The 12975-nt window shown below is 63.0% G+C and carries 8 protein-coding genes; 4 read left to right on the forward strand and 4 right to left on the reverse strand.

The window, feature by feature from the left end; translation table 11 throughout:
• Positions 1 to 254: 254 nt before the first annotated feature.
• From CAG46_RS09180 to CAG46_RS09190, 3 genes are read right to left on the reverse strand one after another with little or no spacing between them, the layout of a single operon-like run.
• Complete coding sequence (locus tag CAG46_RS09180) at positions 255 to 1310, reverse strand: lipocalin-like domain-containing protein (protein WP_085615296.1); 1056 nt, start codon at positions 1308 to 1310, stop codon at positions 255 to 257.
• Entirely contained in the window at positions 1300 to 3762 is a 2463-nt protein-coding gene (locus CAG46_RS09185; protein WP_085615294.1) for an ABC transporter permease, read from the reverse strand. Before CAG46_RS09185 ends, CAG46_RS09180 begins: the two co-directional genes overlap by 11 nt.
• The gene (locus CAG46_RS09190; protein ID WP_085615292.1) at positions 3759 to 4427 is read right to left on the reverse strand and encodes an ABC transporter ATP-binding protein; all 669 of its coding nucleotides are present in this window, start codon (positions 4425 to 4427) and stop codon (positions 3759 to 3761) included. The genes CAG46_RS09185 and CAG46_RS09190 overlap by 4 nt, the downstream gene beginning before the upstream one ends.
• Before the next feature lie 343 nt (positions 4428 to 4770).
• Here CAG46_RS09190 and tssG point away from each other — a divergent pair, with 343 nt between their 5' ends.
• The 3 genes from tssG to tssJ are packed head-to-tail and all read left to right on the forward strand — an operon-like array spanning position 4771 to position 7126.
• Positions 4771 to 5781 carry a type VI secretion system baseplate subunit TssG gene (tssG, locus tag CAG46_RS09195; protein WP_085615290.1) on the forward strand — a complete coding sequence of 337 codons (1011 nt, stop codon included), beginning with the start codon at positions 4771 to 4773 and terminating at the stop codon, positions 5779 to 5781.
• Positions 5778 to 6347, forward strand: a complete 570-nt coding sequence (locus CAG46_RS09200) for an FHA domain-containing protein (RefSeq protein ID WP_085615288.1) — start codon at positions 5778 to 5780, stop codon at positions 6345 to 6347. The genes tssG and CAG46_RS09200 overlap by 4 nt, the downstream gene beginning before the upstream one ends.
• Entirely contained in the window at positions 6344 to 7126 is a 783-nt protein-coding gene (gene tssJ / locus CAG46_RS09205) for a type VI secretion system lipoprotein TssJ (protein WP_085615286.1), read from the forward strand. Before CAG46_RS09200 ends, tssJ begins: the two co-directional genes overlap by 4 nt.
• Positions 7127 to 7243: 117 nt before the next feature.
• On the opposite strand, the gene tssM is transcribed toward tssJ, so the two are convergent.
• The gene (gene tssM, locus CAG46_RS09210; RefSeq protein ID WP_256575066.1) at positions 7244 to 10906 is read right to left on the reverse strand and encodes a type VI secretion system membrane subunit TssM; all 3663 of its coding nucleotides are present in this window, start codon (positions 10904 to 10906) and stop codon (positions 7244 to 7246) included.
• A gap of 293 nt (positions 10907 to 11199) precedes the next feature.
• Here tssM and tssF point away from each other — a divergent pair, with 293 nt between their 5' ends.
• Positions 11200 to 12963 carry a type VI secretion system baseplate subunit TssF gene (tssF, locus tag CAG46_RS09215; protein WP_085615284.1) on the forward strand — a complete coding sequence of 588 codons (1764 nt, stop codon included), beginning with the start codon at positions 11200 to 11202 and terminating at the stop codon, positions 12961 to 12963.
• The last annotated feature ends 12 nt before the right edge of the window (positions 12964 to 12975 follow it).

The raw sequence follows: 12975 nt of genomic DNA on the forward strand, positions 1-12975 counted from the left end.
GCCCCCAGGATCTTCGCATCACCACAACATTGCCGGGGCCGCTTTGCGGTCCTTTCGCGACACAAGGCCGCTCCTACACGGGACCGCGTCATGCCCGATATATGAACAAGCCGGCCAGCAGACAGTGCCATGCACCGTGTTGGGCTCTTCGCGGGCACGCCCGCTCCCACAGGTAATATGACACGCTCTCGAGCATAGCTCCTTGTGCAACAGCGCAGCCCAAAGGGCTGGGCTCATGGCCGGGATATGAGGTGCTAATAGCCGGTCATCTCCAGATACCCACGCCCACCCGCACTCCCGGTCAAGCGCACTGGCCCCTCCCAATACGGGAACCGCGTCTCCATCCAGGCCTGCGACTCCACAGCCTCGACCTGCACATCCACGCCATGCCCCGGCACCTGCACCCGCCATCGCGTCGGCACCTGCTTGCCGTTCTTCTGCCGGGCCCAGGCCAGCGCCTGCAGCTGGATCTGCGCCCCCTGCAGCACCACCACCTCACCCTGAGGGCCAACCCAGGTCCCGGCGCGATACGCCTCCCCCTGCATTTCGCGCACCTGGAACAGCATCAGCCTGGCGCCACTGTCCAGGTGCAGGGAAAACCAGTCCCAACCCGTCTGCCCGGCAGCCAGCGGCTGGCTGCTCCATTCCCGGTCCAGCCAGGCCTGGCCGGTGACTGCAATGCACTGGCCGTCACGCTGCACCTCCCCACTCACCCAATAGAACGGCTGACTGTAATAGTACGAAGCCTGCCCCTTGCCGGACTTCTCGCTGTAGCCCTGGTCCCCGTGCAGCACCAAGGGCCGATCGCTGTGCAGTTGCAGGTCATAGCGAAAGCCGTCACCACCGGCGACCATTTGCAGATGCTCGATGCCACTGCTGCCCTGCAACGACCAGTCATTGATCCACGCCCGGAATGGCTGGGCCTGCACGCCAGCCTGGCCGATACCCCCACGCGCCAAGGTTTCGCCAGACTGATGACCACCGGGACCGGTCAACGCCGCGTGCCCCATCCACAGGTTCGGGCTGTTCCAGCCAGCAGTCTCGGGGCCTGGGCGCAGGGCCGAGCGAAACAGCGTCCACTGCGCGCCCCAGTCCCGCCCCTGGAAGTCCTGGAGGTTGGCGGTGACATACCACCATTCGATGCGAAAACCATCGTGGGCCCCGTGGTCCCGCGGAAATTCCAGGCGATGGCCGCGGCTTACCTGGCTGAACTCGCCCGCCTGCTGCCCGAGCCCGGCATAGCTTTGCTCGGCGGGCTGGTCACAGCCGCCCACCAACCCAAACAGCAACAGCCAGGCGCTACGCTTCATCGGCAAACGGCCTCAACAGTTCACGCGGCTGGCGACGCGCCAGCTGCCACAGTGGCCAGGCGCTGGCCAACAGGCTGGTAAACATGCCCAGCACGGCCAGGTGCAGAAGTTGCGCAGGGAACACGTAGAGCGGCAAACGCCAGCCGAATGCCTGCACGTTCACCACCGCGACCAGGCACCAGGCCAGCAGGATGCCCAGCGGAATCGCCAGCAGCACGGTAAGGCTGCTCAGCAACAGTGTCTGCCCCAGGCTCAGCCACACCAGGTGCGTGCGCCGCACACCCAGTGCCCACAGCGGCGCCAACTGGCCCAGGCGGGTCTGGCCCAGGGTCAGCAGGTTGATGAACAGCGCCACGCCTGCCACGCCAAGGGTGAGGCTGTTGAGCGCGGCGGTGGCGGCGAAGGTGCGGTTGAACACGTCGGTCGACCAGCGTTTCAGACGCGCCTGCTCGACCAAGCGGCTGTCGTCCAGGGCGAAGCGCTGTTGCAATGCAGCCTCGAGCGCCGACGCCTGATCGCCCACCAGATCGACACTCAACCCGGTCAGGGTTGCCTGTGGCCAGTGCCCGCGCAGCCAGCCGGCATTGACCAGCATGTGCCCTTTGGGGTTGCCGTAATCGGCATAGATGCCCACAACGCTCAGGGCTGGCGAAGTGTCTGCAGGCAGCCTCAGGCGATCACCCAGCTGCAGCTTCAGTCGCCTGGCCAGCTGTTCACTGAGCATCACGGCCTGCCCGGCGGCCAGTTGTTGCCAAGCCTGCTTTTGCTGCGCCAGCAATGGCCAGCGTGTGCGATAGACAGGATGATCGACGATGCCCTGGACCTGCACCGGCCAGCCCTGCAGCTGTGTTTCCACACGCCAGCCGGGCAGTACCACCTCCACCGAAGGTTGCTGCCCGAGCCACTCGGCTATCTGCAAGCCCTGGGCGGTGTCCCTTGGGGTGACATACAAGTCGGCGGACAGGCGCAGGTCGAGCCAGCCGACAAAGGTCTTGCGAAAGCCCTCGGTCATGCTGCCCACCCCGACACTGGCCGCCAGCGCCAGCAACAGAGCCATCAACGCCAAGCTCAGGGCCGGCAATTGCTGGCGGCTGTCGGCGACGAACCATTGCGCCAAAGGCCGCCGGCAATGGCGCGCCAGCCAGGCCAGCACCCGGTCGAGCAAGGCCGGCAGCAGCAGCGCCGCCGCCAGCAGCAAGCCTGCCAGCAGGCCGAACGCGCTGGGCAGGCTGTCGCCCAGCACGCCACAGCCCAGGGCCAGCAAAAGCAACAGGCCGGCCACCAGGGCCTGGCGCCGCAACCAAGGCCCCTGGGCCAACCGCCACGCCTGAGGTTGCGCCAGCGCCAGCAACGGCAACCGCGCCGCACGCAGTACACTGCCCAAACCCGCCAGCAGCGCCCCCAGCACACTCACCAGCACGCCCATCAGCCACCACCCTGCGGGCAGGCTCAGCGCCCCGGCGACCTGGGCGCCATACAGGCCGCGCAAGCTGGCGGCCACATCGGGCAGCAACCACGCGGCCAGCCCGTAACCACTGGCCACGCCGGCAAGACCGCCCAGCACCGCGAACAGCCCCAGCTCCAGCACCAAGGCGCACAGCAAGGTTTGCAGGCTGATGCCACAGGCGCGCAGGTTGCGAATCAGGCCGCGCCGCTGTTCCAGTGCCAAACCGATTGCGGCATGGGCAATGAACAGGCCGACGACGAACGCCAGCAGGCCAAGGGCGGTCAGGTTGAGGTGGAAACTGTCGGTCAGCCGCTGCAAGCCGCCATCGTCCTGCCGGGGTTGCAGCTCAAGGTAAGGCGCGATATCCGCCGGCAGCGGCCCCGGCGTGGCAGCCACCAGCAAGCGCGACAACTGACCGGGTGCATGCAGCAACGCCTGGGCGTGGCCGATATCGACCACGATCACCCCTGGGGCCAGCGCTGGCTGTAGAACCAACGGCGGCAGCAACTGCCCTTCGCTGTCGCGTGCTGAGGCCCCGGGGCCGGCATGCAGCTGGCGCAAGGTGTCCGGCCCGACCCAGGCTTGCCCGGGCATGCCGACAAAGGCCTGCAGATCGAAGGTTCCGGGCTGCACACCGGCGATGCTGCTGGCCGGCGGCAGGCTCAACGGCTCGATGCCGATCAACCGCACGCTGCGCGCCGGCTCACCAGCAAAGCGCAAGCGCCCTTCCAGTACCGGCGTCACCGCCCAGCCCAGCCTGCGCAACTGCACGTACAGTGCCTGGTCGAAGCGCTCGCCACGGCGCGGCACCAGTTGCGCCTGCAACGGCCCGGCCAGCACCGCGCTGGCGCGGGCATAGTCGCTGCGTGCCTGGCTGTTCAGCGCCTGCACGCCGGTCCACAGCGCCGTGGCCAGCCACAGGCCGGTGAAGATGCTGAAAAACTGCACGCGATGGCGCCGCCAGTGGCTGAGCAGCGCCAGCAGGGCCAGCGATAGAAGCCTCATCCGCCCTGCTCGGGCCGCACACGGCCGGCCTGCAGGTAACAACGCTGCTGCAAGCGCGCCGCCAGCCGCGGGCTGTGGGTCACCATCAGCACCCCACTGCCAGCCTCGGCGACCAGCTGCAACAGCAGGCTCAACACCTCATCGCTGCTGGTTTCATCGAGGCTGCCGGTGGGTTCGTCGGCCAGCAACCAGGCCGGGCGCCCGGCCAGGGCGCGGCCGATGGCAACCCGCTGCTGCTGGCCGCCAGACAATTGCTCCGGGTAACGCGCCAGCAAATCCGCCAGCCCCAGGCGCTGCGCCAGGTAGGCCAGCCAATCGGGATCATGCCGACCGGCCAGCCGGGCCTGGAACGCAAGGTTTGCCCCCACGTCCAGGCTGCTGATCAGGTTGTACTGCTGGAACACCAGGCCTATACCCTCCCGCCGCCACAACGCCAGCGACGCCTCGGAACGGCTGTCGAGCGGGGTCTCGTCGATCAGGATGCGGCCACTGTCGGCACGGTCCAGGCCGGCCACCAGGTGCAGCAAGGTGCTCTTGCCGCTGCCCGACTCGCCCATCAGCGCCAGGCTGCTGCCGCGCGCCAGGCGCAGGTCGACGCCCTGCAGCACGGGGAGCGGGCCCTGGGGGGTGGGGAATGATTTGTGCAGTTGCTCGATGACCAGCATCGACGGGCCTTGGTGGGTTCAGGGGTCTTCTTAGGAATAGCAGGTTCATCGCGGCGTGAACGAACACTCGTCGTTTTCCTCGATAAAGCAATTTCTGGCTCTATTCGAAAAGCGGTTTCCAACTTCAACCCTCGATGAACTTATTAAATCCACGCCCCTGAAAGCCTTACCGAAAAGTCAACATAAACAGCCCCGCACCAATAAAAAAAGACACTTCCTACAGAAAGTTCTTTTTATTGGTCGATATCCACTTTCAGACGAGAAAACAATGACCTGAATCAGAAACCATCGACTACGATCAGCATTCACTTCGCACCCGTTAGTTACGGCAAGAGACTCAACCATGGAAAAACCAGTAGTTTTGCACGCCGCTGGCCAGGTCGATATCGCTTTGGAAAGCGCCCACCAGTACGCCTATTTCCAGCTACTGGAATTGCTGTATCACGTACACGACGACGATCTGGAACAACGCCCACTTGCTCGAGAGACGAGACGCCGATTACGGCTGGAAGTGTCCCCCAGCCTGTCTTTCCCTGTTGCCGATGTGTTGCGCGCCGATCGCTTGAAGGACGACCGCTACCGCATCCAGGCAAGTTTTCTGGGCCTGCATGGCACAGACTCGCCACTGCCTACTTACTACCTTGACGAGATCGCCTACGAAAACGCACACGGCATCGGTTTACGCCCGGCTTTCCTCAATTTCTTCAACCATCGCCTTCATACCTTGCTCCATCAAGCGTGGCGCAAGTACCGCTACTACGTACGCTTCCAACCGGGCGCGAAGGACGGTTTCTCCCGCTATGTCTTCGCCCTGATCGGCCTGGACGACTCAGCACTACGCGGCGCTACGCCGCTACCCTGGAGCCGCTTGCTCAGTTTCGTGGGAATGATCGCCAGCCGCAGCCGCTCCCCCGGCATGGTAGCCGGCATGATCGCGCATTGCTTCGACCTCCAGCAGGTCGCCATCCGCGAATTCGAAAAGCGCACCGTCTCGATTCCCACTTCCCAACGCAACTGCCTGGGCGCCAGAAACTACCAACTCGGCAACAACTTCCTGGTTGGCGACAGCATCGAGTCACGCAGCAGCAAGTTCACCATTGTGATCGCAGGCCTGGATCAGCAGCAGTTCCGCGAATTCCTGCCCAGCGGTGACAACTACCAGAGGCTGGCGCGGCTGGTGGAATTCCTGCTCCGTGATGTCGGGGCCTATGACCTGGAGTTACGCATGTGCGCCGAGCAAGCCCCACCCTTCAGCCTACGGGCCGAGCAAGGCACCCACCTCGGTTGGACAAGCTTCATCGCCAACCGCAATGACCCCACACCTCCCCCTGTTCGCATCACGGTACGCACATGAGTACAAATGTTCTCTCCCCCAGCGTCACGCTCACCGTCCTCAACCCGGAAAAACTCTTGCACGGCAGCGAACCGCGGCATCGCTTCGATCGGGCTGGCGGCTCCATCGGCAGTCAAGGTGCTTGGCGCCTGCATGATCGGGGCGTTCGCATCCTGCCGGTGCACTGCGAAATCGGCTGGCATGAAGGCCATTTCTGCATCATTGACCACAGCGGCAAGAGTTTCATGAATGGCAGTGACACCCAGTTGCTTTCGGGCACGCCTGTCCGCCTCAGGCACAACGACAGACTGCAGATGGGTGACTATCAGATTGCCATACACCTGGGCGAGGACGAGGAAGAGCCGCAGCCGCATACCCGCAGGGACCCGCTCTCCGAGGTGGGGGTTGATCAGCAGATGTGCCCGCTGCAGGTACTTGGCGTACCGATAACGGATATCGCCGGATTTTTCCGGGCCTCAATGCCTGGTCCCGTGGATGAGCTTGATCCGTTGGCGTATCTGGACAGGGCCGCACAAGCCCGGGTTGACCCGGCCATAGTCGAAATCTTCGGCAAGGAGGTGCAATGAACAAGCCTGTAGGTTTGCTACTGGCCTGCCTGGCGATAAGTGGTTGTACTTCGATCAGCAAGATCTACCAGGTGGCGATGGATCCGGCTTTGCCAGTCGGTGGCCCCAACAATGACATCAGCCACCTGGCGCTGAGCCTATACGCCGCAGACCCGCCTGCGCCTGTCAGCCTCGAACCGACAGATTCAGGCACACACGTACCGCTGCATGACCACCCGGAACAGCTGGCGGCCAACCTCAGCGCCACAAGTCCTGTCGAGCTGACTGACAAGCTGAGCTCACTGGCGGAGCAGCTGCACCGCAACTACCCCACTTCTGTCGAGGGCGAGCAAGCCATCGTCGGGCCGAAGGCGCCTGCGGCATTGGCCAGTTACGCAACGCCCCAAACTGCTTTACCTGAGGAACTCGACCTGCAACCACAACACCAAGCCCCGTCATCCATCGTTTTCAAGGTACTTCAACTCCGGGACGATTCCTTGTTGCTGGATGCCACTTATGAGCAAGTCGAAGAAGACCTGGATAAAGCACTGGGCACCACGCTGATCAGCGTCGATGACTACCGTCTGACCCCTGGCCAGTTCAAGTTCATCGAACACGAAGAAATCAACGAGCGCACCCGCTACATCGCCGTCGTTGCTCGCCTGGGCGATAACCCCAAGGGCCGCTGGAAAGATGCAGTCCGCATCCAGGCACGCGGTTACAACCATACCGTACACGTTCACTTCGAGAACAACGCCGTTGAACTCAGGCAAGACAGTGAATACCGCCGTGACAAATGATCCGTCCAATAAAAAAAAAGCATCCTGTGAAGGCCGGACCAGGCACCGGAACAAACAGACAACGAATACCGACCCAGGCCACTGGTATCGGGATTCTTGGGTGGCCTGCGCCGTGCCCTATCGCCCGGCCACCTCGCTGGCCGGGCTGTCACGCAACAACCGCTGCGGCAGGGCGAACCCTGCAAAGAGCGGGCGGGTGAAGGGGTTGTTTGCGCCCGTGGTGTGAACCTTGTAGCGCGCCGTATCGCCGGCAATCATGAAACCGAGATCGATACTGGTGGATGTACGGGCATTCAGCCCACCGCGGCTGAGCAGGCGGTAGAGCGACCAGGGGCCGTGATAGCCCAGGCTGACAGTGGTACCCGCAACCTGCACCAGGGTGACACGGCTATGCCCACTCTCCCCGGCAGGGCCCGGCCAGGTCATGCCGATCGGCTCCTTGGCCCGGTCCGCAAACGCATGCAGCTGCCCATCCAGGTCGAAGACACTGCCGCGCAAGCCACCGCTGATCGCCAGAGGCTCCAGGCCAAAGCTCACGTTCAATTCCCCGCGATTGTCGAAAAACGCGTTGCGTATGGCTTCAGCCTGCTTGAGCTGCACCATGACTTCGGGGCGGACCAGGTAACCTTCATCCGCACGGGAGTACAGCGCATCGAGGTTGTCTTCGAGAAACACCGCAAGGTACTGGTCCTGGAAGCGCTTGAGCTGGCCTTGCGGACCAAAGAAGGCTTCAAAATCCTTGAGCGACACATCCGGCCCGGCCGGGTCGATGGGATAGCGTGAGGCCAGTCGCTCCTGGTAGACGCTGTAAACCTCGGCATCCCAACGCTGCTCCAGCTCCCGTAACGCCATGACCATCAGCACCTGCGAAGTCTGCTCCGCCAGCTGGCGAACATGCCGATTGAGGGGTTCCGGCAGGCCCGTGGCAATGCGCTGCAGGTTGCGAATGGGGTCGGGCGCCGTTTCCGAAAAACGGCTCAACACTAGCGCCAGGGCGGCCTTGCCCCGGTCAGGGCTGTCCTGCACCGCCTTCAGGTAGTCGTGTACAGCGCTGATCGCCTGGAGTGTTTCGTCATGGTAGGACGGTTTGTCACCCCGCACGTCGAGCATCCCCGAAAGCCCCGCGAAAGACCGATAGATGCCCATGGCCTGCATGCGAACCTGCGGATCGGCTTTCGACTCCTTCTCGCTGTCCGCGGCCTGCGGATAGATCAGCGTATTGCTGCGCACGGTTTCCAGCAGCCGGCGTATCGGCGCTGTCGGGCCGCTGACTTGTTCCAGAACACCCAAGGCATGCGCAAGATCGCTGAATTCGGCAACCGAAAACTGGTTCAGCACACGCCGCCAACTGTCGATGTAGTCGGCGCTGTACAGGGCTCGCAGACGCTCCGCCAGGGCCTGGCGGTCCATGTCGGAGTAGTCGAGGCTACGCCGCTCCCCTAGCACCCACTGATCGACCAGGGCGAGGTCGGCCACGTTCTGGCTATGCTGGTCGAAATAGTCGCGAAAGCCCGTCGCCGTCAGCAAAGGTGGCAGGGACAAATTGGCGTCTACGGCCGCCTGGTGATCGCGCTCGGCCAGTGGCCTGTAGACGATATCGAACGCTGGGCCGATCTCGTTGCGCAAATCCAGCTCACCGTGCAATTGCTCCCGAGCCTGCTGCCTCAAGCCGATGTAGACACGCTCGGCCAGCGGCAGCTTGCGCAGCTGCTGCTGCGCTTGGGCAACGACTTTCCGATACTCCGGCAGCTCGACATCTGCGTAGGCCAAAGCGTACCTGAGGTGGCGCATCAGCGCGGCCTGCAGCTGGCCCTGGCCCGGATACGCCCTTTGCCACTCGCGAGCCATCCATTGCTCGACCATCTCCGCCCGACGATTACCACGATCCTCGATCATGCGATACACGCGCAATGCCGCCAACTGCTCGTCGCTACCGGGGGCAGCTTGCATGACAGACGCTGCCACGCCGCCCGCAATCACCGGTAGAAAGCGCTGGGCCAGGGCACTCAGGTACGCCTGGTCCACTTGCGGGCCAATGGCTTTGCCCTGGTACAGCCCCATATCCGTGAACACGCTCCAACCAGAGCGATAATCGCCGTACAGGCTCACGGCATCACGGATCTCATTCAACGGCAGCAGCAGGCTGCGCCCGGTCAAATCATCCTTGGCGTCCGTGCTGGTGTTGCTGAACGCAAGGCTTTTCTCCAGCACCTGCTCCGCCTTGTCACGGTTGACGCTGTAGAAGTACGCCCAACCACCGGCCATGGCCAACCCGCACACACTCGCCGCCACGGCGCCGCCCTTCAACAGGCGGCCCTTGCGCCGGGCGACCTTGCGGTTGTCGCCCGCCAGGCCGGCCTCGGGGTAGACCACGCGTTGCAACAGCCGCTGCGCGAAATACACCACGGAGGTGCCTTGCGGCTTGGTCGACAAAGCCGGGGCAGCGAAGGCAAAGGCGCGGGCAGAAGCATCCGCCAGCAGGTTGCGCACTTCGCCTCGCTGGTAGACCGAGGAAAAGTACAGGCCACGCACCAGGGGTGGGCTGCTGTAGCGGTCACTGACCAGTACATCACCAAGGAAATTCAGCAACATCTCCTGCGCCCCGCTCAGCTCCCGAAGCAGCGAGCAGGCGCTCTTGCCCGTGCTGCCAGGCGCTTCCACGGTAGCGCTCATCAGATGCCTGCCGAGGCGCCCCAGGAAGCCCTGATAGGCTCCCTCCAGCTCCTGCAGCCAGGCATCGAAGTCCTTTACCGAACCCAGCGTGAAGGTAAAGCCCTGCACCTCTTCCCGCTCACGGGCCGGGAGCGCGGCGAACAGTTCCTCGAAACCGTCCAGCAAGTCGAACTTGCTCATCACCACGTACAGCGGCAAGCGCGTACCCAGCTCACCGCCCAGCTCCGTCAGGCGCGCGCGCAGCATCAAGGCCAGGTCACGTCGCGCCTTCGCCGATCGCCCGAACAGGTTGACCATATCCACCAGCAAGACCACGCCATTGAGTGGCCGTCGGCTGCGGTTCTGGGCAAGCCAGCCAATCATGTGCCGCCACAGGCGTCGCTCGACGCCAGCCGGCAGGCCTGTGGGCTCGGCCAGCTCTCTCCCTTTCAGTGCCGCCTCCTGCACAACTGGCAGGGTGTTGTTTTCGCCCCCCTCCTCCTTGATGGGCTTGACCACATACGCCGGGCGCTCAGGCTGGCTGATGAACTCGCCCGGCGGATCGATCAGCACCGCGTCGTCACCTACCCACCAGTCGATGCCAAAAGCCAGGTCCGGATCCGTACTGGCCCGCTGGGTGGCGCCATCGGTGCGGGCGAGTGCAAAACGCTGATCCGAACGGCTGACGAAGCTCGACTTGCCCGCATTCTGTTCGCCAAGGATGAGGTACCACGGCACATCGTAACGGTGCCCGCGGCCACCTTGGCTGTCGCGCAAGCGGGCCAGGCTGCTGTCGAGGGAGCGCTGCTGGGCCTGCAGATACACCAGGCACGGGTCTTCCACCTCGCGCCGCTGCCGTTGCTGTTCGCGTACGATCGAGCGGTTGCGCCGATGCACCCACGCGCTCCATGCCAGCAATGGCAGCATCACCAGCAGCACGGTTGCCGCAATCCGCACCGGCAGGTCAACCAACGGTTGCTGCTCACGCCAACGCCATTCAGGCCCCAACCACCATAGCCAGACCACTGCGGCAGCAACGCCGAGCAGTACCACACCAACAACTACCGGCATTGCCTGACGCTGCACCAGCGATACACCGCGCAGCAGACTGTCCTTGTTCACTTTCATAGCGGCAAACCTTACCGACTGCATATCCGAATGATTTAAGGCACCTCACAGTGCACACTAGCAAAAACAGTAGCAGCATTGAAAAACACTATTCAATGATATCAAGCAAGAAATACCAGCTAACACTTTTCTTGCAGACGCCGGTGACTTTCCTGAATTATGAAATAAAAAAGCACTTACTCCAGGAAAGTTAACAACCCATCAACTTGTGGGAACTTTCCTACAAATAAGCCATGCACACTTTTCATCAACCCCGGCACATGCCACCAGATAGAGCGTCCAACGCGATAAACATGAAGTTCAAAGACTGGTTCATGCAGGAGCAGCAGACCCTACGGGAATTGGGTGACGACTTTGTCGAGGACGACCCGCGTCTGGCGCCTGTCCTCGGTCGCACCGCCTCGGACCCGGCCAGCGAGTACCTGATGGAACACTTCGCCTTCCTGACCGCTCGCCTGGTCATGAAGATCGAAGACCATCTGCCCGAGCTGACCCACCCGTTGCTGCAGCTGCTCTACCCCAATTTTCTGCGTCCGCTGCCGAGCATGACACTGATGCAGTTCCAGCCTGTCGACCACGCGCTGAGCGAGACCCAGGTGCTGCCCAAAGGCACCCCTGTGTTCAGCCGAGCCGTTGACGGCGTGAGCTGCGAGTTCCGCACCTGCGCGGACCTGGCTATCGCGCCACTGGAAATTCGCAGCATCACCACGCAACCCAGTGCCGAAGCACCGGTAGTGCGCATCGACCTGGGCGCCTTGTCCGAGCAGCCGCTGCGGCAGATGAAGTGCGACCAGCTGCGGTTTCATCTGGCTGGCAGTAAACGCAATGCACTCACCCTCTACCAGTGGCTGGCGCGGCACCTGAACAAGCTTGATCTGCATATCGGCCAGCACCGCTTTGCGCTACCACCCTCAGTGGCCTTCGTCGGTTTCGAGGCAAACGAAGCGCTGCTGCCCAGCCCCGGCGAGCAGATGGATGGCTACCGCATCCTGCACGAATTCTTCTGCTTCCCGGAGCGCTTTCATGGGTTTCGCATTGACGGGCTCGGCAGCTACTGGCCTGACGAGGCGGCCACTGATATCCAGCTGGAGTTCGGTTTCAGTGCGCCCCTCCCGCCCGACATACAGATCGACCAGACAACGATCCTGCTCAACTGCATCCCTGCCATCAACCTGTTCAGTTGTACGGCAGAGCCCATCCCGTTGAATGGGCAGGCGCTGTGTGAAAGCGTGCGAATGGGGCGCCAGGGCGGCAAGAAAGGTGAAATTTTCAGCATTGATCGAGTCAGCAGCCAACGCCAGAAATCCAACGATCACGTACAGGACTTCAAACCCTTCGAGGCCCTGGACCGCGACTTCCCGTTGGCCGAGCCGACGCCCGCCCGCTACTACAAGCTGGACATCGAGCAGGAACCCGTCAATGACAAGGTGCAACACAGGATACGCCTGGTGCATCACAACCTTGCGCCCTACCTTGGCCTGCACGAAGAACTGAACATCGACCTTACCTGCAGCAACGGGCCCCTTGCGCAGCAGCTCAGGGTTGGCGAAGTCGATGTGACCACCCAGGACACCCCCTCGTTCGTCACCTATCGCAACCTCACCCGCCCCACCCGCAGCTACCCGCCGATGCTGCAGAGCGGTGGCCAAGGTGAGCGCCACTGGGCGCTGGTCTCCAACCTTGCGCTGAACAACCTGTCGCTGTCTTCTCCTGCAACCCTCGCCGCCGTACTGCGGGTTTACGACTTTGTCGCCGCCCATGACCTGCAGCAGGAGCGCAATACCACCCAGCGCCTCGACGCCATCAGACAGGTGGACAACGAGCCCTGCGATTGGCTGGTCAAGGGCGTGCCGGTTCGGGGCATGCGCACCACCCTGCACATCGACCCTGCCGGCTTCGAATGCGAGGGTGAGGTGCAGCTGTTCGGCAACGTGCTGTCCCACTTCATGACGTTGTACGCCAACAGCAACTCCTTCCATCAACTGCAGATCATCAACACCGCCAACGCAACCCGCCAGCTATGGCCCGCCCGGACCGGGCGGCAGCCGGTGATGTGACCAGGAGGTCCG

The sequence above is a fragment of the Pseudomonas sp. B23(2017) genome (genome assembly GCF_002113725.1).
Taxonomy (GTDB): domain Bacteria; phylum Pseudomonadota; class Gammaproteobacteria; order Pseudomonadales; family Pseudomonadaceae; genus Aquipseudomonas; species Aquipseudomonas putida_Z.